Annotated in this window: 23 protein-coding genes; 5 read left to right on the forward strand and 18 right to left on the reverse strand. The window is 68.3% G+C overall.

Features of this window, described 5'->3' with window-relative positions:
- Nucleotides 1–5 precede the first annotated feature (5 nt).
- The gene (locus DMH01_RS27765; RefSeq protein ID WP_199745648.1) at nt 6–761 is read right to left on the reverse strand and encodes an MIP/aquaporin family protein; all 756 of its coding nucleotides are present in this window, start codon (nt 759–761) and stop codon (nt 6–8) included.
- 235 nt (nt 762–996) lie between these two features.
- Between DMH01_RS27765 and DMH01_RS27770 the strand changes: the two genes are divergently transcribed.
- Together DMH01_RS27770 and DMH01_RS27775 are read left to right on the forward strand one after the other, a co-directional pair.
- Complete coding sequence (locus DMH01_RS27770) at nt 997–2736, forward strand: glycerol-3-phosphate dehydrogenase/oxidase (RefSeq protein WP_125680139.1); 1740 nt, start codon at nt 997–999, stop codon at nt 2734–2736.
- A gap of 98 nt (nt 2737–2834) precedes the next feature.
- On the forward strand, nt 2835–4298 hold the full coding sequence (locus DMH01_RS27775) for an aldehyde dehydrogenase family protein (protein WP_125680140.1): 1464 nt from the start codon (nt 2835–2837) through the stop codon (nt 4296–4298).
- 32 nt (nt 4299–4330) lie between these two features.
- Here the strand turns inward: DMH01_RS27775 and DMH01_RS27780 are convergent, their stop codons facing one another.
- From DMH01_RS27780 to DMH01_RS27790, 3 genes are read right to left on the reverse strand one after another with little or no spacing between them, the layout of a single operon-like run.
- A complete protein-coding gene (locus tag DMH01_RS27780) occupies nt 4331–4861 on the reverse strand; it encodes a GNAT family N-acetyltransferase (protein WP_125680141.1) in 531 nt (176 codons plus the stop codon).
- Between the two features lie 21 nt (nt 4862–4882).
- Nucleotides 4883–5257 carry a DUF1707 domain-containing protein gene (locus tag DMH01_RS27785; protein WP_125680425.1) on the reverse strand — a complete coding sequence of 125 codons (375 nt, stop codon included), beginning with the start codon at nt 5255–5257 and terminating at the stop codon, nt 4883–4885.
- Nucleotides 5258–5298: 41 nt separating this feature from the next.
- Nucleotides 5299–5754, reverse strand: a complete 456-nt coding sequence (locus tag DMH01_RS27790; RefSeq protein ID WP_125680142.1) for a DUF1707 domain-containing protein — start codon at nt 5752–5754, stop codon at nt 5299–5301.
- Between the two features lie 147 nt (nt 5755–5901).
- On the opposite strand from DMH01_RS27790, the gene DMH01_RS27795 reads away from it, so the two are divergent.
- Entirely contained in the window at nt 5902–6324 is a 423-nt protein-coding gene (locus tag DMH01_RS27795; RefSeq protein ID WP_125680143.1) for a hypothetical protein, read from the forward strand.
- Nucleotides 6325–6375: 51 nt separating this feature from the next.
- Here the strand turns inward: DMH01_RS27795 and DMH01_RS27800 are convergent, their stop codons facing one another.
- Both DMH01_RS27800 and DMH01_RS27805 read right to left on the reverse strand, forming a co-directional pair.
- A complete protein-coding gene (locus DMH01_RS27800) occupies nt 6376–8166 on the reverse strand; it encodes an acetyl/propionyl/methylcrotonyl-CoA carboxylase subunit alpha (RefSeq protein ID WP_125680144.1) in 1791 nt (596 codons plus the stop codon).
- A 108-nt stretch (nt 8167–8274) separates the two neighbouring features.
- The gene (locus DMH01_RS27805; RefSeq protein WP_125680145.1) at nt 8275–8559 is read right to left on the reverse strand and encodes an SAV_915 family protein; all 285 of its coding nucleotides are present in this window, start codon (nt 8557–8559) and stop codon (nt 8275–8277) included.
- Nucleotides 8560–8642: 83 nt separating this feature from the next.
- On the opposite strand from DMH01_RS27805, the gene DMH01_RS27810 reads away from it, so the two are divergent.
- Entirely contained in the window at nt 8643–9329 is a 687-nt protein-coding gene (locus DMH01_RS27810) for a hypothetical protein (RefSeq protein ID WP_125680426.1), read from the forward strand.
- Between the two features lie 338 nt (nt 9330–9667).
- Here DMH01_RS27810 and DMH01_RS27815 read toward each other — a convergent pair whose 3' ends face one another.
- Together DMH01_RS27815 and DMH01_RS27820 are read right to left on the reverse strand one after the other, a co-directional pair.
- Nucleotides 9668–11032, reverse strand: coding sequence for a dicarboxylate/amino acid:cation symporter (locus DMH01_RS27815; RefSeq protein WP_125680146.1), 1365 nt, complete (start codon nt 11030–11032; stop codon nt 9668–9670).
- A gap of 100 nt (nt 11033–11132) precedes the next feature.
- Complete coding sequence (locus DMH01_RS27820; RefSeq protein WP_125680147.1) at nt 11133–11759, reverse strand: nucleoside triphosphate pyrophosphatase; 627 nt, start codon at nt 11757–11759, stop codon at nt 11133–11135.
- A gap of 167 nt (nt 11760–11926) precedes the next feature.
- Between DMH01_RS27820 and DMH01_RS27825 the strand changes: the two genes are divergently transcribed.
- Nucleotides 11927–13732: a glycoside hydrolase family 3 protein gene (locus DMH01_RS27825; protein ID WP_125680148.1), complete on the forward strand. Its 1806-nt coding sequence runs from the start codon at nt 11927–11929 to the stop codon at nt 13730–13732.
- Nucleotides 13733–13855: 123 nt separating this feature from the next.
- Here the strand turns inward: DMH01_RS27825 and DMH01_RS27830 are convergent, their stop codons facing one another.
- The 10 genes from DMH01_RS27830 to DMH01_RS27875 form a co-directional block, all read right to left on the reverse strand.
- On the reverse strand, nt 13856–15466 hold the full coding sequence (locus tag DMH01_RS27830; RefSeq protein ID WP_125680149.1) for a DHA2 family efflux MFS transporter permease subunit: 1611 nt from the start codon (nt 15464–15466) through the stop codon (nt 13856–13858).
- Nucleotides 15447–16073, reverse strand: coding sequence for a PadR family transcriptional regulator (locus DMH01_RS27835; protein WP_125680150.1), 627 nt, complete (start codon nt 16071–16073; stop codon nt 15447–15449). The genes DMH01_RS27830 and DMH01_RS27835 overlap by 20 nt, the downstream gene beginning before the upstream one ends.
- A gap of 109 nt (nt 16074–16182) precedes the next feature.
- Nucleotides 16183–16503: a hypothetical protein gene (locus tag DMH01_RS27840; protein ID WP_125680151.1), complete on the reverse strand. Its 321-nt coding sequence runs from the start codon at nt 16501–16503 to the stop codon at nt 16183–16185.
- On the reverse strand, nt 16500–16706 hold the full coding sequence (locus DMH01_RS27845) for a DUF397 domain-containing protein (RefSeq protein ID WP_125680152.1): 207 nt from the start codon (nt 16704–16706) through the stop codon (nt 16500–16502). Before DMH01_RS27845 ends, DMH01_RS27840 begins: the two co-directional genes overlap by 4 nt.
- Nucleotides 16707–16903: 197 nt before the next feature.
- Entirely contained in the window at nt 16904–17737 is an 834-nt protein-coding gene (locus DMH01_RS27850) for a helix-turn-helix transcriptional regulator (RefSeq protein ID WP_125680153.1), read from the reverse strand.
- A gap of 60 nt (nt 17738–17797) precedes the next feature.
- Nucleotides 17798–18016: an acyl-CoA carboxylase subunit epsilon gene (locus DMH01_RS27855; RefSeq protein ID WP_125680154.1), complete on the reverse strand. Its 219-nt coding sequence runs from the start codon at nt 18014–18016 to the stop codon at nt 17798–17800.
- Nucleotides 18013–19650 (reverse strand): acyl-CoA carboxylase subunit beta, encoded by a 1638-nt coding sequence (locus DMH01_RS27860; protein ID WP_125680155.1) that lies wholly within the window; start codon nt 19648–19650, stop codon nt 18013–18015. The genes DMH01_RS27855 and DMH01_RS27860 overlap by 4 nt, the downstream gene beginning before the upstream one ends.
- Nucleotides 19651–19834: 184 nt before the next feature.
- Nucleotides 19835–20500, reverse strand: a complete 666-nt coding sequence (locus tag DMH01_RS27865; protein WP_125680156.1) for a response regulator transcription factor — start codon at nt 20498–20500, stop codon at nt 19835–19837.
- The gene (locus tag DMH01_RS27870; protein ID WP_125680157.1) at nt 20497–21648 is read right to left on the reverse strand and encodes a sensor histidine kinase; all 1152 of its coding nucleotides are present in this window, start codon (nt 21646–21648) and stop codon (nt 20497–20499) included. Before DMH01_RS27870 ends, DMH01_RS27865 begins: the two co-directional genes overlap by 4 nt.
- Before the next feature lie 68 nt (nt 21649–21716).
- Nucleotides 21717–22535 (reverse strand): SRPBCC family protein, encoded by an 819-nt coding sequence (locus DMH01_RS27875; protein WP_125680158.1) that lies wholly within the window; start codon nt 22533–22535, stop codon nt 21717–21719.
- Nucleotides 22536–22547 lie beyond the last annotated feature (12 nt).

The following is a 22547-nucleotide window of genomic DNA, read 5'->3' on the forward strand; positions in this document are numbered from 1 at the left end:
CAGTCTCAGGTCAGGTTGTGGACGGCGAGGAACAGCAGGGCGGCCAGGGCACCGCCGACCAGCGGGCCGGCGACCGGGATCCAGGAGTAACCCCAGTTAGGGTTGGCCTTGTTCTTGATGGGCAGCAGGAACGCGTACGCGATGCGGGGGCCGAGGTCTCGGGCCGGGTTGATGGCGTAACCGGTCGGGCCACCGAGGGACTGGCCGATGACCAGCACGACGAACGCTACACCCGCGTAGCCGAGCGCGGAGTTGCCGAAGTTCGGCGTGCCGCCTTCGGAAGTCGCGTTGGCGTAGACCGGGCTGAGCAGGATCCACGCGACCAGCACGAAGGTGCCGATGATCTCGGTGACGAGGTTCCACGCCTTGTTCGGGATCTGCGGAGCGGTCGAGAAGATGCCGAGCGTCTCGTCGCGCTGCGGGTGGTCGTCGAACTGGAGTTTGTAGGCGGCCCAGCAGAGCACGGCGCCGAGGATCGCGCCGACCATCTGCCCGGCGAAGTAGAGCGGGACGTCCGCCCACTTCGTCTTGTCCGCGATGGCGAGGCCCAGCGTGACCGCGGGGTTCAGGTGCGCGCCGCTCGGCGCGGCGATGCTGGCACCGGCGAAGACCGCGAACGCCCACCCGAGGGTGATCATCACGACGCCGCCGTTGTGGCCGTTGTTCTTGCGCAACACGTGGTTGGCGACCACGCCGTTACCCAACAGGATCAGGACCGCCGTTCCCAGCAGTTCCCAGACGAATATGGCTCCTGCACTCACCGCTTGACCTCCACTTTGGACATTCCGCGCAGGGTCGAACACGGTGTGCTACGGCGCCCTTGCCGACCCACGTCCGTGGCACGTTACCGTCGCGTATTTGTTCCTTCCAGGCGTCTTGGGAACCAATCCTTCCAAGATCGACGAGGGTTACGCCACACGTGTCACCCGCATAACGGACCGGTCGCGGCCGATCGTGCGATGCTGGAGCCACAGCGGCACCAAGGAGGAATGTCACGTGGCAAGCTCTCAGCGCGAAGCCGAAAACAGCCCCGCCAGGCTGGGACCGCTCAAGCGGGAAGAGTCTTGGCAGCGGCTGGGTGAGGACAAGTTCGACCTCGTCGTCATCGGCGGCGGAGTGGTCGGGGCGGGCACGGCGCTCGACGCCGCGACACGCGGCCTGCGGGTCGCCCTCGTCGAAGCGCGCGACCTCGCCTCGGGCACGTCGAGCCGGTCCAGCAAGCTCTTCCACGGCGGGCTCCGTTACCTCGAACAGCTGGAATTCGGTCTGGTGCGGGAAGCTCTGCGGGAACGCGAGCTGATGCTGACGACGATCGCCCCGCATCTGGTGAAGCCGGTCAGCTTCCTGTACCCGCTGACCCACCGGGTCTGGGAGCGCCCGTACACCGCGGCCGGTCTGCTCATGTACGACACGATGGGCGGCGCGCGGTCGGTCCCCGGCCAGAAACACCTGAGCCGCGCGGGCGCGCTGCGGATGGTCCCGGCGCTGAAGCGGTCCGCGTTGATCGGCGGGATCCGTTACTACGACGCGCAAGCCGACGACGCGCGCCACACGATGACCGTCGCCCGCACCGCCGCGCACTACGGCGCCGTGGTGCGCACCTCCACCCAGGTAGTCGGTTTCCTGCGCGAGGCGGACCGTATTTCCGGGGTCCGCGTGCGCGACGTCGAGGACGGCCGCGAGACCGAGATCCACGCCTCCGCGGTGGTCAACTGCACCGGCGTCTGGACCGACGAACTGCAGCGCCTTTCCGGTGGCCGCGGCCGGTTCCGGGTGCGGGCGAGCAAGGGCGTGCACATCGTCGTCCCGCGTGACCGGATCGTCTCGGAATCGGGCATGATCCTGCGCACCGAGAAATCCGTGCTGTTCGTCATCCCGTGGCGCAACCACTGGATCGTCGGGACCACCGACACCGACTGGAACCTCGACCTCGCGCATCCCGCCGCGACGAAGCACGACATCGACTACCTCCTCGAACACGTCAACACCGTGCTCGCGACACCGCTGACGCACGACGACATCGAAGGCGTCTACGCGGGTCTCCGGCCTTTGCTCGCCGGGGAAAGCGAAGAGACGTCGAAGCTTTCACGTGAGCACGCGGTCGCGCGTGTCGCGCCGGGACTGGTCGCGATCGCGGGCGGCAAGTACACGACGTACCGGGTGATGGCGGCCGACGCCGTCGACGCCGCGGCCGTCGACCTTCCCGGCAGGCCGCAGTCGTCCATCACGGACAAGGTGCCGCTGCTGGGCGCCGACGGGTACCACGCGCTGGTGAACCAGGCCGACCACCTGGCCAGCGAGCACGGGCTGCACCCGTACCGAGTGCGTCATCTGCTCGACCGCTACGGCTCGATGGTGCACGAGGTCCTCGCGCTCGGCGAAGGACGGCCGGAACTGCTGAAGCCGCTGGAGCACGCTCCGGACTACCTCGGTGTCGAGGTCGTCTACGCGGCCAGCCACGAGGGCGCGCTTCACCTGGAAGACGTGCTCGCGCGCCGGACGCGGATCTCGATCGAGTACGCGCACCGAGGCGTCGACTGCGCCGCGCAGGTCGCCACGCTGGTGGGCGAGGTGCTCGGCTGGTCGAAGGACGAGGAGAAACGCGAAGTCGAGGTGTACAAGGCGCGGGTCGACGCGGAACGGGAGTCCCAGTCGCAGCCGAGCGACGAGGCCGCCGACGCGTTGCGCTCGGCCGCGCCGGAAGCGCGCTCGGGGATCATCGAACCGGTGAGTTGATCGTCCCTGCCGCGTGGTGTGCCACGCGCGCAGGGATCGTTGCCTGATCCGGTGAATCTGGCATAGCGTCGGCCGTCCCAGAGACGGAAGGCGGCCTTGTGGTGTTTCTCGACTCGTCGACGTGGACGGACCGGATCTTCGCCGGTGGTTCCTGGGTGCCAGGGTCCGGTGGCGTCCGTGACGTCATGGAGCCCGCGACCGGTGCGGTGCTGGGAAGCGTGGGGATCGCCTCGGCCGACGACGCCGCGAAAGCGGCGGAAACGGCGGCCGAGGCGCAGCGGGCCTGGGCGGCGACACCGCACGCCCAGCGGGCCGCCGTCCTGCGTAAAGCGGCGCGGCTGTGGTCCGAGCACGCCGACGAGATCCGCTGGTGGAACGTCCGCGAGGTCGGCGCCGTGCCGGGTGTCGCGGGCTTTTCGCTGCACGTCGCGGAGCAGGAGTGCTACGAAGCGGCGGCGCTGCCCGGCCGCCCGTACGGCGAACTCCTGCCGAGTGAAGAGCCTCGTCTTTCGATGGCTCGCCGCGTCCCGGCCGGTGTCGTCACGGTGATCTCGCCGTTCAACATGCCGATCATCCTCGGCATCCGGTCGGTCGCCCCGGCGCTCGCGCTGGGGAACGCGGTCATCCTGAAGCCGGATCCGCGCACCGCCGTCACCGGCGGCGTCGTCCTCGCACGGATCTTCGAGGAAGCGGGCCTGCCGCCGGGGGTGCTGCAGATGCTGCCGGGCGGCGCCGACGTCGGCGAGACGCTGGTGACGCATCCGGCGGTCCGGGTCATCTCGTTCACCGGGTCGACGGGCGCCGGGCGCAAGGTCGGCGAACTCGCGGGGAAGCACCTGAAGCGGGCACATCTGGAACTGGGCGGGAACTCCGCGCTCATCGTGCTCGACGACGCGGACGTCGACGAAGCCGCCGGTGTCGCCGCGTTCGGCTCCTTCTTCCACCAGGGCCAGATCTGCATGACCACCGGACGGCATCTGGTGCACGAGCGGCTCTACGACGATTTCGTCGAGCGGTTGGCGGCGAAGGCGGCCGCGTTGCGCGTGGGCGACCCGGCGCGGGACGAGGTCGCGCTCGGGCCGATCATCGACGCCGGGCAGCGGGACAAGATCCACGAGCTGGTCACGGCCAGCGTCGCGGCGGGGGCGCGGATCGCCGCCGGCGCCGAGTACGACCGGCTGTTCTACGCCGCGACGGTGCTCGCCGACGTGCCGTCGACGGCGCCCGCGGTCGCCCAGGAGATCTTCGGCCCGGTCGCGCCGGTCGTACGGTTCTCCGACGCGGAGGAGGCCGTGCGCCTCGCCACGGCGAGCGAGTACGGGCTGTCGCTGGGGATCGTCACCCGCGATGTCCTCAAAGGACTGGAGCTCGCCGACCGCGTCCCGACCGGGATCGTGCACATCAACGACCAGACGGTCAGCGACGAGGCGAACAGCCCCTTCGGCGGCGTCGCCGCTTCGGGCACCGGAAGCCGCTTCGGCGGCGCGGCGGCGAACATCGAGGCCTTCACCGAGACGCGGTGGGTCACCGTCCGGAACCCGCCGCCCACCTACCCCTTCTGACGGCAGATCGCGTTTAGCCCGCTAAACGCAGGTCAGGCGGTGCGGCGCCAGCGGATCAGGCGTTCCCCGGTCGGGGCCGGCTCGAGTTCGGGCCCGACCAGGGTGAAGCCGCATTTGCGGGCGACCGAAGCGGAAATCTCGTTGGTCTCTTCGTAGCGGTAGCTGACCTCGCGCAGGCCGAGCCCGCCGAAACCGAAGCGCAGGGCGGCGTTGAGCGCGGTGCTCGCGACCCCCTTGCCCCGCGACGCCGCGCGCACCCAGACCGACGCCTCCGCGTACCCGGCGTCGAGATCGAGGTCCCGCAGGCCGACCTCGCCCAGCAGATCCCCGGTCGTCGGCTCGGCCACCGCCCACGAACAGCGCTCGTCACCCGCCCACTGGGCGGCGCGCAGCGCGACGTACTCGGTCGCCTCGTCGAGGTCGCGCAAGCGATAGTTCAGGACGTACTTACGGTGCGTCGGGTCGGCGAAGGCCGCGACCAGTGCCGGACGGTCGTCGAGGGCCTTGTCCGCCCGCAGTTGCCGCAGGTAGTACTCGCCCGCGTTGATCTCCACCGGTTCCACTCTTCGAGGGTAACCGGCCCTTCAGCGGCGACGGCTCATGATCAGCGCGACCGCCAGCGGCAGCAGGAAGACGAGGAACGTCCCGCGGGTGAAGAAGAACAGCGCGATCGCGACCGCCGCAGCGATCGGCACCGCGCTGGCCGTCAGCCATTTGGACGGCTGGACGTCGTTCTTCGCCGACGCCTGCGCGACACCGGGCATCGGAGGCAGGGGGAGCAACGCGCTGGGGCGGGGCGAGGGCAGGTCCGTGAACAGCGGTTCGAGCTCGCTGGCCATCCTCGCCGCGCTGATCTTCGCCGACCGCGTCCCGAACTCGTCGAGGTCGAGTCTGCCGGTGCGGACATGCTCTTCCAGCGCTTCGAGCGCGTCTTGGCGTTCGGCGTCGCTCAGCCGCATGTCCGGTCTCTCGGCACTCACGTCCCGAGTCTACGGGCGGATCAGCCGTCCAGCTCCCGTCGGCGCTGCTTGCCGAGCTTCTTGTGGGAGTTCTCCCAGCCCTTGCCCCAGATGCCCTCGCCGACGGCGCTGATCCCGATCGGGACGAGGATGAACCACCAGGTGATACCGGTGGTGATGATGAGCGCGATGGTGGCGATGAACAGGATCGGCAGGAGCGCGCCCATGACGCGTTGCGCCGGGGAGATACCCGCCCACGGCGACGCCGGTTTCTCCGGTTCGGTCCCGGGTGTGTCGTAGCGCGGATGCGGTTCGGGCAGGTCGACGAAGACATCGGACAGTTCGCCGCGCGTCTTGGCGGCCGTGACCCGGGCGGACCGCTCGCCGAACTCGTCGATGTCGATCCTGCCGACGGTCATGTGCTCGCCGAGCGCGGTCAGCGCGGACTCGCGATCCTGATCACTGATCCGCAGCCGCGGAGACGGAACCTCGCTCACCCTTTCGAGGATAGGCCGGGCGAGGCCCCGTCAACCACGACATTCGTCAGTCTTTTCGTCAGGGCGCAAAGGTGTTGTAGTGGTCGCTCCGTGCCCTTCACCCTGGTCACGCGTCCGGGAATCGGGCGCGATCGAGAGGGGGATCTCATGCGGAAGTTCATCACCAAGGTCGCGCTGGCGGCCGGGATCGCGGTCGCCGCGCTGCCGCTCGGCGTGGCGTCGGCAAGCGCCACGACCTCGCCGGAGGGTGATGCCGAGGTGCGCCACGGCTGCTTGGGCAAGATCTGCGGCACAGTGCTCAACAAGTCCGGCCACGACATCTGGGCGATCCGCACGTTCGACTCGAACGGGCCGAAGCCCGGCACCGAGTGGCGGCGGCTCAAGCCCGGTCAGAAAACCCCGAAGAACCAGGACTGGGACGGGGTCTACGTCAAGTGCAAGGCCAAGGGCACGCTGTCCACCTGGACCTTCCCCGGATTCTGGTGGGACGAGGACTGGAAGGGCAAGGCGGGCTGGTGGTACAAGATCAGTACCGACCAGGACATCCACGTGGAGAAGCAGTACTGCTGATCCGCCGGTCCCGGTGAGTCCACAAGGGACTCACCGGGGCGTGCCGGTGGATCAGTCCTTCAGCTCGAACAGCTGGGTGCCCTGCGTCACCGCGGCGCCGACCTCGACCGAAAGGCCGGTGACCGTGCCCGCCTTGTGCGCGGTGACCGGGTTCTCCATCTTCATCGCTTCGAGCACGACGACCAGCTCGCCCGCCTCGACCTGCTGGCCCTCTTCGACGGCGACCTTGACGATGGTGCCCTGCATCGGCGCGGTGACCGCGTCGCCGCTCACCGCAGCCTTGGTGCCGCCCGCGCGCTTGCGCGGCTTGGCCTTCACAGCCGTCCCGCCGCCACCGGCGTCGAGCGAGAAACCGCCGGGGAGCGACACTTCGAGACGGCGACCGCCGACCTCGACGACGACGTTCTGACGCGGCGCCTCTTCCTCGGCCTCGGCGGCCTCCGGCGCCACGAACGGCTCGATGGTGTTCTCGAACTCGGTCTCGATCCAGCGGGTGTGCACGCTGAACCCGTTCTCGTCACCGACGAAGGCCGGGTCTTCCACGATCACGCGGTGGAACGGCAGGACCGTCGCCATCCCGTCGGCGACCATCTCGGCCAGGGCGCGGCGGCTGCGCTCGAGCGCGTTCTGCCGGTCCGATCCGGTGACGATCAGCTTCGCGAGCATCGAGTCGAACTGGCCGCCGATCACGCTGCCGGACTCGACACCCGAGTCGACGCGGACGCCGGGGCCGCTCGGTGCGACGAACTTCGTCACGGTGCCGGGCGCGGGCAGGAAGCCGCGGCCGGCGTCCTCACCGTTGATGCGGAACTCGATCGAGTGGCCGCGCGGTTCCGGGTCCTCGGTGATGCGCAGCTTCTCGCCGCGCGCGATGCGGAACATCTCGCGTACGAGGTCGAGGCCCGTGGTCTCCTCGGACACCGGGTGCTCGACCTGCAGACGCGTGTTGACCTCGAGGAACGAAATCGTGCCGTCGACGGCGACGAGGTACTCGACGGTCCCGGCGCCGTAGTAGCCGGCTTCCTTGCAGATCGCCTTCGCGGATTCGTGGATGCGCTTGCGCTGCTCGTCGGTCAGGTACGGCGCGGGCGCCTCCTCGACCAGCTTCTGATGGCGGCGCTGCAGCGAACAGTCGCGGGTGCCGACGACGATGGCGTTGCCGTGCTGGTCGGCGAGGACCTGCGCCTCGACGTGGCGCGGCTTGTCCAGGTAGCGCTCGACGAAGCATTCGCCGCGGCCGAAGGCGGAGATCGCCTCGCGCGTCGCGGATTCGAAGAGCTCCGGGATCTCCTCGCGGGTGCGGGCGACCTTCAGCCCGCGGCCGCCGCCGCCGAACGCCGCCTTGATCGCGACCGGCAGGCCGTGCTCGTCGGCGAAGGCGACGATCTCGTCGGCGTTCGCCACGGGGTCCTTCGTACCGGGCACGAGCGGAGCCCCGGCGCGCAGCGCGATGTGGCGCGCGGTGACCTTGTCGCCGAGGTCGCGGATGGACTGCGGGCTCGGCCCGATCCAGGTCAGCCCGGCGTCGATCACGGCTTGGGCGAAGTCCGCGTTCTCGGAGAGGAACCCGTAGCCGGGGTGGACCGAGTCCGCGCCCGACCGCTTGGCGGCGTCGAGCAGCTTGTCGAAGACGAGGTAGCTCTCGGCCGCGGTGGTGCCGCCGAGGGCGAAGGCCTCGTCCGCGAGACGGACATGCGGTGCGTCACGATCCGGGTCGGCGTAGACGGCCACGCTGGTCAGCCCGGCGTCCTTCGCCGCCCTGATCACCCGTACCGCGATCTCCCCGCGGTTCGCGATCAGGATCTTGGTCACCGGACCACCTGTGCCGGCCTGCTCGGTCACGCCGTACCTCCTGCGTTCGCACGTCGGGCCGCCCCGATGCGGCTCCGCAGCAGTTTACGGAAGTTCCCGCCCCGATTAGTGAGAGCAAGGCCACCCAGTGACCTTTGTTTATACCAGCGCCGAGCGGTGCCGCAGTTCTTCCGGAAGGTCGGAATCGAGCACGATCAGGTCGTACGGCTGGGCCTGGTGGACCCGGCCGAGGTGCTCGGATTTGACCAGCGCCCACGGCTGATGCGGACCGCAGCACTCGACCAGCCGCTGCACGGAACTGAAGGCGATCAGCGCCATCCGGCCGTCCTTGGTCGCACGGAGTTCGATCTCCGCGCTCGTGTAGTCCTTCGGCTTTTTCGCCGTCGGGAGGAACAGTGCGGTGGGCAGTCCGGGATTCGTCACAGGAACAACATAGACGTGCACTCTGCGCTAGATCACTTACGCTCTCGGATATGCGGACTCAGGAAGCGCGGGCGCCGCGATCCGTGCTGTTCACCGCGCTGCTGGCGGTGGTGGTGACGGCGGGCGTCATCGTGGCCGTGGTCCTGCTCCGCCCCGCCGCTCCGGCGCCCGCCGGAGACCCCGGCGTGCCTCCGGTGTCCGACGGTGCCCCGAACGCGCCCGGCGTCGACTGCGGCGGCTCCGCCTGCCGGGAGATCAGCGCGATGACCGTCGGCGGGCTGCCCGTCGTGCTGCTGGCCGACGACGCGGGGAAGCAGGGCGTGGTCCGGATCGGGGCGGACACCGTGTACCCGCTGATCGTCAACGACATGGGGGTCACCCTGAAGGGCGATTCTCTGCGCTGCGTCGACGGCGTGACGCCGGTGTGCCTGGTGCGCGGCGAAGTGGGCGGTGGCTCGGCGGGCGAGTTGTTCGTCGCGCGCGGCGGGATCTGGCGGGACACCGGGAAGCCGTATTTCTCCGACGCCGGGACGGTCGCCCTGAACGACGTGACCGCCGACGGGATCGCGGACGTCATCGTCGTGCGGCACGAATGCCCCGGCGCGCAGTCCGGCTCGGCGCGATGCCAGGCGGCGCCGGTGCTCGCGGAGGTCTACGACGTCGCCCGCGGTTCGGTGGGCTGCACGCGGCGGTACACCGCGCCCTCGGAACTCAGGGGGTGGCCGGACGTGCGGCTGACGAAGGCGGATCTGCGGGCCTGCCCCCAATGAGAGCAAGGGACCTTTGCTACCACTTCTCTCAACGTCGAGAGAAGTGGTAGCAAAGGTCCCTTGCTCACTTTTCGCAGGTGGGGGCTGGTGGCTCGCCTCACCGTGTGGATTTCGGGTCACCTAACGTCCCAAAATCCACACAGTCAGTGCGTGCGACTACGCGGAGTAAGAGGTGTGTGGATATAGGGACACTCAACGTCCCTATATCCACACACCCACCCAGCACGCTCACCTCAGGCACCCAACGCCCCCCCCCGTAAGCCACAGCGAAAGTCCGTGAAGGCCCCCTTCCCTCGGCTCAGCCGAGGGAAGGGGGCCTTCATGCGCTTCAAAGAACCTCAGGCACCCGCAGCAGCGGGCTCCTTCGCAGAGGTAGTAGCCGCTTCGCCGTCGGAGGTGGGCGAAGGGTCCGTCGGCGAGTTGAGCACGTCGTCGTCCAGAAGGCCTTCGCCGCGCGCGACGACCACCGGCACGACGATCTGGCCCGCGACGTTGGTCGCGGTCCGCATCATGTCCATGATCGGGTTCACCGAGTAGATCAGCGCGATCCCGAGCGCCACCTGCTGCGCGTCGAGCCCGATGAACGCGGTGGTCAGGGTCAGCGCGGTCAGCCAGCCGGTGGTGCCCGCGGTGGCCAGCGCGCCGAGCACGGCGACCACGACGATCCCGACGTACTGCCAGATGTTCAGCGAAACGCCGGACAGGTTCGCGATGAAGATGGCGCCGATCGCGGGGAACACCGCGGCGCAGCCGTCCATCTTGGTGGCGCTGCCCAGCGGAGTCGCGAAGGCGGCGTACGCGGGCTGGACGCCCAGGTTCACAGCGGACTGCCGGGTGAGGGGGAGCGTCGCGGCCGAAGACTGCGAAGCGAACGCGAACTGGATCGCCGTGCCGGCCTTCGAGAAGAACTTCAGCGGGCTGACCTTCGCCACGAACTGAAGCAGGATCGGGTAGACCACCAGCAGTACCAGCAAGCAGCCGACGTACACCGCGAGAGTGGTGGACAGCAGCGGCCGGAACAGGGCGTCACCGTAGTTCGAGACCGCGGCGCCGATCAGGCCGATGATGCCGATCGGGGCGAGCCGGACGATCCAGCCGAGGTAGCGCTGGATGATCTCGAAGACGCTGGTGGTGAAGTCGACGAACGGCTTGGCCTTGTCGCCGAGGCTGTAGGCGGCCGCGCCGATGATCACGGCGAGGAACAGCACCTGAAGTGTCGAGCCTTCGGTGAAGGCGGCGAAGAAGTTCTTCGGCAGGAAGCCTTCGATGAAGGCACTCCAGGAGCCCCAGTTGTCGACGCTCTTGGTGGCCTTGTCCGCGTTCTTCGCCGTCGCGGCGACGCCTTCGCCGAGACCGCCGCTGCCCGGGTTGAACAGTTTCGCGACGGCGATGCCGATCAGCGAAGCGATGAACGAGGTGATCGCGAACCACAGGACGGTCTTGCCACCCAGCCGCGCGGCCTTCTTGCCGCCGCCGAGATTGCGCAGGCTGTTGATGCCGACCACGATCGCCGTGAAGACCAGCGGGATCACCGCGATCTGCAGCAGCGTCGTGAAGATCGTGCCGATCTGGTCGAGCAGGTCGGTCAGCCAGCTCGCCTCGGTCGTCCTGGCGAGCACGCCGAGCAGGGCGCCCACGACGAGCGAGCCGAGGACCGCCGCCGCGAAGACCCTTGGCCTTGTGTAGGTCCGAATGAAAGACACGGGGCGACTCCGGTGCGTGAAGGTTTCCTGATTTCCCGAACGTGAAGAACGTTCGGCGAAGCAGGACTCTTCCGGATCACCCGATCGTGTGGGAGTCGTCTCAGGATGCGGGACGGGTCCACAGTTCGATGACGCTCACACCGACCTCGGCCAGCAAGCGCCGGGTCAGCGGCAGGCTGATCCCGATGACGCTCGAGAAATCGCCGTCGATTCCCTCGATGAACCAGCCGCCGAGCCCGTCCAAGGTGAATCCGCCTGCCACCTGAAGCGGCTCTCCGGAAGCGATGTACGCCTCGATCTCTTCTTGCGACGGCGTGCCGAAGCGAACAGTGGTGCCTTCGGTTCCCGACGCTTCTTTTGTCTTCACGCCATTCTCGACGCGGATGATCGCGTGGCCGGTCAGGAGTTCGCCGGTCTTGCCCGCCATCGACGCCCAGCGTTCGCGCGCGGCTTCGGGCGTGATCGGCTTCCCGACCATTTCGCCGTTGATCGACAGCATCGAATCGCAGCCGACGATGACCATGTCGCCGTGCCCGCCGAGCGTCTCGAAAACCGTTTCGGCCTTCGCGGCGGCGAGTGCGCGGACCAGCTCCTCGGGAGCCGGATCGGTCAGGGACGCGGCGACCGCGTCCTCGTCGACGCCGGACACGACGACGCTCGGGTCGAAGCCGGCGGAACGCAGGACGCCGAGGCGGGCGGGGGACTGGGAAGCGAGGACGAAACGCACTTGAAGGAAGGTACTCGACCGCCTGCTGTTGCCTAATTGTGACCTGGGACACCCGAACGTGGAGCTAGTTTGTTGTGGCGCGCAACATATGGATTGTTCGAGCTACGGAGGAACCAATGCCGTCCCGCCTCCGCGTCAGAAGATCGCTTCGCACGACGCAAACCACAGTGCTCGCAGGACTGCTCCTGGCCGGTTCGGCCCTGGCGCCGATGGCGTCCGCCGCCCCCGGGCCGGTCTACAAGAATCCCCACGCTTCGACCTCCGCGCGGGTGAACGACCTGCTCAAGCGGATGAGCCTCGACGACAAGATCGGCCAGATGACCCAGGCCGAACGCGGCGCGGTCACGCCCGAACAGGCCGCCGCGCTCAAACTGGGGTCCTTGCTCTCCGGCGGTGGCTCGGTGCCCGCCAGCAACACACCGAACGGGTGGGCCGACATGGTCGACTCGTACCAGAAGGCGGCGATTTCGACGCCGCTCGGCATTCCCACGCTCTACGGCGTCGACGCCGTGCACGGCCACAACAACGTCTACGGCGCGACGATCTTTCCGCACAACATCGGCCTCGGTGCGGCCAACAATCCGCGCCTGGTCGAGAAGATCGGCCGCGCGACGGCGCTGGAAGTCGCCGGAACCGGTCCGCAGTGGGACTTTTCGCCGTGCCTGTGCGTCGCCCGTGACGATCGCTGGGGCCGGACCTACGAATCCTTCGGCGAATCGCCGCGCGACGCCATCGCGAACGCGTCGGCCATCACCGGTCTCCAGGGGCGCAGGCTCGGCGAGAAACCGGGATCGGTGCTCGCGACGGCGAAGCACTACGTCGGCGACGGCGGCACGACGAACGGCGTCGACCAAGGCAATACCGAGATCAGCGAACGCGAACTGCGCCAGATCCACCTGCCGCCGTTCCGGGAGGCGATCGACCGCGGCGTCGGCTCGGTGATGATCTCGTTCTCCAGCTTCCAGGGTGTGCGCATGCACGCCGAGAAGTACCTCATCACCGACGTCCTCAAGCGGGAGCTGCGATTCTCCGGCCTGGTGATCTCGGACTACAACGCGATCAACCAGATCGACGGCAAGGAAGGCTTCACCCCCGAAGAGGTGCGGCTCTCGGTCAACGCGGGCATCGACATGTTCATGGTCCCGTGGGACGCGCCGCAGTTCATCTCCTATCTCAAGGCCGAAGTCGAAGCGGGCCGCGTTTCCCACGACCGGATCGACGACGCGAACCGCCGCATCCTGGCGCAGAAGTTCAAGCTCGGCCTGTTCGAGCGCCCGTACACCGACCGTTCGCTCCAGAAGACGTTCGGCAGCAAGGAACACCGTGAGCTGGCCCGGCAGGCCGTCCGTGAATCCCAGGTGCTGCTGAAGAACGACGGTGTGCTGCCGCTGGCGAAGAAGAACAACAAGATCTTCGTCGCGGGCAAGAACGCGAACGACATCGGCAACCAGGCGGGCGGCTGGACGCTCACCTGGCAAGGCCAGAGCGGCCCGGTGATCCCGGGCACGACCATCCTCGACGGGATCAAGTCGGGGGCGGGGAAGGGAACCACGGTGACCTATGACCGTGCGGGTGACGGAATCGACGGCAGCTACCAGGTCGCCGTCGCCGTGGTGGGTGAAACGCCGTACGCAGAAGGACAGGGAGATCGCCCGAACGGCTTCGGGCTCGACGCGGAAGACCTCGCCACGATCGCCAAATTGAAGGCTTCCGGGGTCCCGGTCGTCGCGGTGGCCGTGTCCGGACGCCCGCTCGACATCGCTCCGCAACTGGCGCAGTTCGACGGGCTTCTCGCCGCCTGGCTCCCGGGCAGCGAAGGCGCCGGTGTCGCCGATGTCCTGTACGGCGACTACAACCCGACCGGGAAGCTGACGTTCAGCTGGCCGACCAGCGCGGCGCAGGAACCGGTGAACGTCGGTGACGGCAAGAAGGCGCTGTACCCGTACGGCTACGGCCTGCGGTACCGCCGGTAGCTTCCGCCCTCCCGCGGATGCAATGAACGGTCCTTTCCTTGCGAAATTCGCGAGGAAAGGACCGTTCCTTGCACTGGCGGCGGGTCCACGAGCCGCATTCAGAGGACTGAATGCGGCAGGGGTTCAGGCGGCGCTGGCGGCGGGTTCGGGCACCGGCGCGTGCGGACGCGGAGCCGGACGGCGCATGGTGAGCGCGGCGAGCACGCCCAGCACCAGCACCGCGGCCGGGAGCAGCAGGGTCACCCGAGCCGCATCGGTGAGTCCATTGTGGACGGCGTCGAGGGCGAGGCGCTGGGCCTGCTCGGCGACGCCGGACGGCAAACCGGGGAACGCCGCCGTCCCGGACGAGCCGAACTCCCCGGTCGATTCCGCGGCCTTCGCGACACCTTCCGCGAACGGCGCCCGGTATTGCTCCGGCAACGCGCTCGCGGCCACCGCGGCCTCGTCGGCGATCGACGCGCTGATCCGTGCCTGCAGCAGCACGCCGACGGCGGCGCTGCCGAGCACGCCGCCGACCTGACGCGCGGTGTTGAAGATGCCCGAGGCGGTCCCGACGAGCCGCGGCTCGACCGAGCTCATCGTCAGGTTGCCCATCGGCGCGAAGATGAACCCGATCCCGAAGCCCGCCACCAGCAGTGCCGGGGTGAGCGCCCAGGCGTTCGCGCCCGCCCGTGCGGTCAGCGCCGCCAGTGCCAGCCCCGCGCCCAGCGCGGTCAAGCCGATGATCAGCAGGACCTTGCCGTTGACCTTGTCCGAAGCGCGGCCGACGAACGGGCCGATCAAGCCGCCCAGCAGCGACATCGGCGCGAACAGCAGGCCGGACATCGTCGGCGATTCGCCGAGCACGGCCTGGATGTAGATCACCAGCGGCAGGAACATGCCGGTCATCGCGAAGCCGACGGTAGCCGCAGTCAGCGCACCGGCGGAGAAGTTACGGTTCGCGAAAACGCTCAGCGGCAGCAGCGGTTCCTTGCGGTTGAACCGTTGCCACGCCACGAAAGCGACCAGCAGGGCGACACCGGCGCCGATGATCTCGAACACGGTGATCGGCCCGAACGCGCGGCCCCAGTCGTACTGCTGTCCATTTTGGACACCGTAGACGAGGCAGAACAGGCCGGCGCCCGACAACAGGATGCCGGGGACGTCGAAGGAACGCGAGTGCTTCGGCTGCCAGTCCGGCACCTTGAGCAGCGCGAGCGCGAGCGCGACCACGCCGACCGGCAGGTTGACGAAGAAGATCCATTCCCAGCCGAGATGGTCGACGAGCACACCGCCGAGCAGTGGCCCGATGATGGCCGCGATCCCGGCGACGCCGCTCCACAGTCCCATCGCGGGGCCGCGTTTCGACGGCGGGAACAGATGGCTGATGAACGCGAGGGTCTGCGGCGTCATCAAGGCGGCGCCGAGTCCCTGCACCGCGCGGGCCGCGATCAGCATTTCGACCGAACCGGACAGGCCGCACCAAAGCGAGGCCAGCGTGAACACCACGAGCCCGGCCAGGTAGACGCGTTTCGGGCCGAAACGGTCGCCGAGCCTGCTGGCGAACAGCATCGGCACCGCGTAGGCGAGCAGGTAGACGCTGATCACCCAGACGATCGCGTTCAGTCCCGCGTCGAGTTCGCGCAGCATCGCGGGAATCGCGGTCGAAACGATCGTGGTGTCCAGCAGGATCATGAAGAAACCCAGGCACAGCGCGGAAAGCGCCGCCCAGGGGTTAGCTTGTCGAGCGTTCATCGTTGTCGTCCTCGGTGACCAGGTTCAGGTGCGGCGTGCAGTGTCCCTGGAACCGGATGCGACCGGATTCCAGGTCTTCGACCAGTTTTTGGGTCCACTGAAGCTCGAAGGCACGCCGCGCGGTGGCGTAGGACCAGTCGAGCCAGTAGACCTCGGGGAGCTTGTGCTCGTTGGCCAGGTTTTCGAGCACGACCTGGTCGGAGGCGATGGCGGCCTGAAGCCGCAGCACGCGGTGCTTGAGGTGGGTGATCGACATCTCCGGGCCGAGCTCGTCGATGACGGCGAGCGCGCTGAGGTACTCGGGGTATTCCTCGGCGGGGTTGGCCAGCATGTCCTGCGCCCGGTCGACGAACTCGTCGCGACCGGCGTCCGTCATCGCGTACACGGTGCGCTCAGGTCGTTTCCCGTCGCGCTGTGTCTCGACGACCTCGACGAAACCGTTCTGCACCAGGCGATCCACCGTGTGGTAGAGCGAGCCCGCCTTCACCTTGACGCGCGTGTTGACGAAGCGTTCCCGCATCAGCTGCGCCATCTCGTACGGATGCATGGCCCGTTCGTGAAGGAGCTCCAGCACCGCCATGGCGAGTGGGGTGAGCTTCGAGGCCATGGATGATCCCCTCGGAAGATTCCATACTGATTATTCCGAGTGGACTATATGGCAGGGCCGGTTCGGGCTCAAGTGCGGGGTTCGCGTGCTTGGAGACGTGACTCGCGGGTCAGTTCAGGGGTCTCGGGCCGATTTCGCGTTCGAGGAAGCGGTGGTACTCGATGGCCGCGATCGAGTTCTCGAGCTGTTCGAAGGTCGGCGCGGGGAGCGCGCCGTTGAAGACGATGGTGAGGCTCTTGCGCGGGATGTTGATGACGTACGGATCGACGTCGAGTTTTTCGCAGTGGCTCCGCAGGACGGCCGTCCAGTGGTCGAGATCCTCGTCCTCGCCGAGGTGTTCCCATCGTGCGACGATCCAGTTGCCGTTGATCAGCTGGCCCGCCATCTCCCGCGGATCGTGGACCATGTACGGCTCGGCGACGTCGTTCATCGACCGAGGTGATCGAGGAGCGCGGCGAAGGACTCGGCCGGGAGCACCAGGATCGGCCGGGTCTCGTCCGGCATCGCCCACTGCTTGGTGTCCCGGATGCCGACGAAGCCGGGCGCGGAGCCGACCTCGACGCAGGCGTTCTCTTCCCAGTGCGTGTAGGTCGACTTGTGCCAGCCGGTCATGCTTTCGTGCCAGGTGGTCATCGGAGGCCCTTTCCCCAGTGACTGTTTCGGCAAGTAGACGGGTTGCGCGGCAGCAAGGTTGGCGAGATCGGGTGATCTGTGTCCGCTGGTCGGTGAACGGCTTCGGTGATCGCGTTCGGCGCACGAAAGTGGGCCTTCACCGACAGCTGCTTTACTCACGATGCACTCTCGGAGTGCATAGCGCAAAGGGTATTAGGTCACTGAAGTGGTTCGACCGCGAGCTGTCGGTAGTCGGCCGCGATCCGCGCCAGATGCGAGCAGGCGATGTCGCCGTAGGTGGCGTAGCGCTCGACTTCGGTGAAGTTCTTCTCGTAGTCGGCCACTTCGCGTTCGTCCGTGACGAGCGCGGTGGCCGTCTGGGTCCCGAGGAGCACCGCGCGCGAGTCGTAGATGTCGAAACCGTGGAGGACCGGGACCGAAACCGGTGCGGTCCACGGGATCACGCCCAACCGCACACGGCCGCGGCGGGACACCTCGATGAGGTGATCGAGCTGGGCCTGCATCGTCGCCGCGCCGCCCATGTTCCAGCGCAGAGCGCCTTCGGTGAGCACGAAGTGGAATTCGCGGTTCGAGTCGAGGATCCGCTGGCGTTCCAGCCTGGCGTCGACCGTCTGGTCGCGTTCGTCGGCGGGCAGCGAATCACCGAACAGGGCGGTGATGTAGTCGCGAATCTGGAGCAGGCCGAACACGATGGTCGGCTGGAAACTCCGGATGCGGGCGGACGCCGTCTCGATCTTGCCGATGCGCTGCTGCATCCGCCAGGCGCCGCGCTGGAGGACGACGCGGGCGGACGACGCTTCTTCACGGAGGTCCCGCGTGATCGCGACGAGCGCCCGCCGGACCTTCGCGGGCGCGCGATAAACGCCGCACAGCGCGACGACCTGGTCCTCGGTCGGCATGAACGCGCCGGTTTCGACCCGCGACACCTTCGACTGACTGAGGCCGGTGAGCCTGGCCGCTTCGGTACCGGACAACCCGGCGGCTTTGCGCAGACGGCGCAATTCGGTGGAGAGGTGGTCCTGGTTCGTCACGCACGGCTTTCTGGGCGATCGCGGTCGGCGGATCCGTCACGATAACCCCCGAAGCCGCTTTCAGCGAGGAAGCGCCGAAGCGCGCCAAGCCCCTTCGCCGGGCGCGAGCGGAGCCCGCACGAGTGAAGCCTTGTCAGCCCACCAAGAATCCCGTTTCGGCGCCGGTTCCGGCGCCCGCGCACTGGCCGCCGCCGCGACGACGGCGGTCAGCGCGGCGAGTTCGGCGTCGTCCGGATTGCCCCGGACGACGCGCAGCAGCGGCGTTTCGGGCGCGGTCACAGCGGGATGTTCCCGTGCTTCTTGGGCGGCAGCGTCTCCCGCTTGCCTTGGAGCAGCGAGAGCGCCTTCGCGATGTGGCCGCGGGTGTGCGCGGGCACGATCACCGAGTCGACGTAGCCGCGCTCGGCCGCCGCGTACGGGTTCAGGAGCGTGTCCTCGTACTCCTGGATCAGCTCTGCGCGCAGCGCGTCGACGTCCTTGCCGTCGGCGGCGGCCGCGGCGAGTGTCTTGCGGTGCACGATGTTCGCCGCGCCCTGCGCGCCCATGACCGCGACCTGCGCCGTCGGCCAGGCCAGGTTGATGTCCGCGCCGAGGTGCTTCGAACCCATGACGTCGTACGCGCCGCCGTACGCCTTGCGCGTGATGACGGTGACGAGCGGGACGGTCGCTTCGGCGTAGGCGTAGATCAGCTTCGCGCCGCGCCGGATGATGCCGTTCCACTCCTGGTCGGTGCCGGGCAGGAAGCCGGGGACGTCGACGAAGGTCAGCACCGGGATGTTGAACGCGTCGCAGGTGCGCACGAACCGCGCGGCCTTCTCGGACGCGTCGATGTCGAGGCAGCCGGCGAACTGGGTCGGCTGGTTCGCCACGATGCCGACGCTGCGCCCGTCCACCCGGCCGAACCCGACCAGGATGTTGGGCGCGAACAGCTCGTGGACCTCGAGGAAGTCGCCGTCGTCGACGATGCGGTTGATGACCTCGTGCATGTCGTACGGCTGGTTCGGCGAGTCCGGGATCAGCGTGTCGAGTTCACGGTCGGACTCGGTGACGTCGTCGAAGAACCCGGGCTTGGGCGTGTCCGTCTCGAACAGCGGAGCCTCGGACAGGTTGTTCGCCGGGAGGAACGAGAGCAGTTCCTTGACGTAGGCGATCGCGTCCTCGTCGTCGGAACCGAGGTAGTGCGCGTTGCCCGAACGGGTGTTGTGCGTGCGCCCGCCGCCGAGTTCCTCGAAGGAGACCTCTTCGCCGGTCACGGTCTTCACGACGTCGGGGCCGGTGATGAACATGTGCGAGGTCTTGTCGACCATCACCACGAAGTCGGTCAGCGCCGGCGAGTAGACGTGCCCGCCCGCGTTGGCGCCCATGATCAGCGAGATCTGCGGGATGACGCCGGACGCCTTGACGTTGCGGTTGAAGATCTCGCCGTACAGCCCGAGCGAGACGACGCCTTCCTGGATCCGCGCGCCGCCGCCCTCGTTGATGCCGATGATCGGACGGCCGGTCTTGATCGCCAGGTCCATCACCTTGACGATCTTCTCGCCGTACACCTCACCGAGTGAACCGCCGAAGACCGTGACGTCCTGGCTGAACACGCACACCGGACGTCCGTCGACGGTGCCGTAGCCGGTGACGACGCCGTCGCCGTAGGGCCGGTTCTTCTCCTGGCCGAAGTTGACCGAGCGGTGCTTCGCCAGCTCGTCGAGTTCGACGAACGAGCCCTCGTCCAGGAGCAGGTCGATCCGCTCGCGAGCGGTCTTCTTGCCCTTGGCGTGCTGTTTCTCCACCGCCCTCGCGGAACCCGCGTGGACCGCCTCGTCGTACCGGCGGTACAGGTCGGCCAGCTTGCCGGCCGTGGTGTGGATGTCCGGTTCGTCCTCGGGCGGCGTCCCGAGCGGCTCCGTCGCACTGCTCATGAAAACGCAGCCTAGCTACTCGACGGTCACTTCGCGTGTGGCGTAGGCAACGTCCGTCGCCGGGCGGCGCTTTCGGGTGTAGGGCCGGTGTGGCATGTCGCGAAAGCCACTTTCGCGACGTCTGATGTCCCGAAAGTGGCTTTCGCGACATGGTCGCCCGGGCACGGGACACCGGACCTCCTGGTCACTGGACGGAGGCGCGCACCAGACCGGACTCGTAGGCCGCGATCACCAGCTGCGCCCGGTCCCGCGCCGCGAGTTTGTGCAGGAGGTGGCCGATATGCGTCTTCACCGTCGCCAGCCCCAGATGCAGGGTCCCGGCGATCTCGTCGTTCGACAGTCCGCGCGCGATCAGGCTCAGGACCTCGCGTTCGCGGGTGGTGATGTTGTCCAGCGACGCCGCGACGCGCTGACCGGGTTCGGGCAGCCGCGCGAATTCGGCGATGAGCCTTCGCGTGATCGACGGGGCGAGCAGTCCTTCGCCCGCCGCGACGACCCGGATCGCGGTCAGCAGTTCGGCGGGCGGGGTGTCCTTCAGCAGGAATCCGCTCGCGCCCGCGCGCAGCGCCGAATAGACGTAGGCGTCGAGGTCGAAGGTCGTCAGCATCAGCACGTGGACGCCTTCGGTGGTGGCCGACGCGCAGATCCGCCGGGTCGCTTCGATGCCGTCCAGCTCGGGCATGCGGACGTCCATCAGCACGACGTCGGGGCGCTCCTTCTCGGCGAGTTCCGCGGCCTCCGCGCCGTCGCTCGCCTCCCCGACGACTTCGAGGTCCGGCGCGCTGTCGACGAGCACGCGGAAGCTGCCGCGCAGCAACGCCTGGTCGTCGGCGATCAGTACGCGGATCATCGTGTCCCCACTTCCTTGGCGGCGTACGGCAGCCGCGCGAACACCCGGAATCCCCCGGCGGGCAGCGGGCCCGCTTCGAAGTCACCACCGTAGACGGCGACGCGTTCGCGCATGCCGATCAAACCGTGCCCGCCGGACGTCGACGGCGAGCCTTCGCCGCGTCCGTCGTCGACGATTTCGACGCTGACCTCGCCGGGGCCTTCGGTGATCGTGACCCGGCAGGCCGACGGTCCCGCGTGTTTCACGACGTTGGTCACCGCCTCCTGGGTGATGCGGTAGACCGACAGCGCGACACCTTCGGGGAGGTCGTCCACCACTTCGCCGGTCAGCTCGACGCGCACCCCGGCCTGTCCGGCGCGTTCGGCCAGGGTCCGCAGGTCGGCGAGTTTCGGCGCGGGGCCGAGCGCGGCCTCGGGCGTGCCGTCACCGGAACGGAGGACGCCGAGCATCCGCCGGAGCTCGACGAGCGTTTCGCGGCTGGTGAGTTCGATGACCCGCAACGCTTCGCGTGCTTCTTCGGGCTGTTCTCGCGCGACGTGGTTGCCGACGGCAGCCTTGACCGCGATCAGGCTCATGCTGTGCGCGACGACGTCGTGCATCTCGCGGGCGATGCGCAGCCGTTCGTCGGAAACCGCCTGATCTGCTTGGGTTTCCGCGAGCTGCGCCAGGTTCGCGCGCCGTTGCCGCGTCATCCAGCCCAGCGCCCACGAACCCGCCACCCCGCCGCCCGCGAAGGCCGTCGAAGCGATCGTGTTCGGCCCGAGCCGCAGGAACTCGAAGATCATGACCACGACCAGGCCGAGGCCCATCGCGATCAGGGAGCGGGCGCGCGGGTGTTCCAGCGCCACGGTGTACAGGGCACACGCGGTGGCCAGGAGCGCCGCCGGGCCCAGTCCGTTGCCGGCGAGCAGGGCCGGGACCAGGCTGCCGAGGCCGAGGCCGTACGCGACCAGCGGCCGGTGGCGCCGCAGCGCGATCGCGATCCCGCTGGCGGCGACCGTCGCCCAGGCGAGCCACATCGGGATGGCGATGAGGAACGTCCAGGTCCTCGCGGCCAGGTTCCCGCCGACGGCCACGACGAGCACCAGCGCGAGGAGCGCGTCGATCGTGTACGCCACCCGCTGGGGGAGCGCCGACGGCTGTTTCATACGGCGAACTTAACCGGATGTGCGGTGCGTGCGCGTCCGTCCGGCGAAGGTCATCCCCAGGGTGGAGATCAGCTTCCCTGAGTCGCCGCGAAGAACTCTTTCAGCTTCTCGCGCCGGCTTCGGAGCGCCCCGGGCACGATGTCGTCCTGCCCGGCGGGGACGGTCTGAGTCACCTCGACCATGGTGCCGTCGAGCTCGGAATGGCTGAACTCCCAGCGGACGATCCCGCCCTGTGGCAGCGAAAACTCCAGCAGCCGCGGCGGTTCCTCGTGGATGACCGTGCCCTCGGCCGGTTCGGCGGTGAGACGGGCCCAGACCTCATCGAGCGGTTTCCAGACCAGGTCGCGGCGGAAGCGGATCACCTTGCCGTCGCCGGTTTCCAGAACTTCGCCCTCGGCGAGTCCGAACTCCTCGGTGTAGGCCTCGATCGGGCCGATCCAGTCGGCCGACGGCTCAGGGGCCACGCCGTCGAGCAGGGCGACGAGCGCCACGAGGCAGCTGTCCCAGCCGGCGGCCGTGCGGGGCGCCGCGATCTTGGCGATGGCGGGTTCACCACGGCCGAAAGTATGCGTGAAGAGCAGACGGCTGCCGTCGCCGTCCGGAGTGATCTCCCAGCGCAGCACGTCGTCGTTCCAGCTGAACGCGAACACCCGGGGTTCGTCGGCTTCGAGGACTTTGCCCGCGGTCGGGGCCTCTTCGCCCTCGAAGCTGAATTCGATCGTTCCACCCGGCCGCAGGTCGACCGTGACCGCCGCGGGAAACCAATTCGCGAGTTTCGAAGGTTCGGTGATCGCCTGCCACACACGCTCCGGCCGGTCCGCGAGACGACGTTCCATCCGTAGCGCCGGACGTTCCCCTACGGTCTCCAACCGGGCGCGAGAGTTCACGGTGACCTCCTT

This window comes from Amycolatopsis sp. WAC 04182 (assembly GCF_003947465.1).
GTDB lineage: Bacteria > Actinomycetota > Actinomycetes > Mycobacteriales > Pseudonocardiaceae > Amycolatopsis.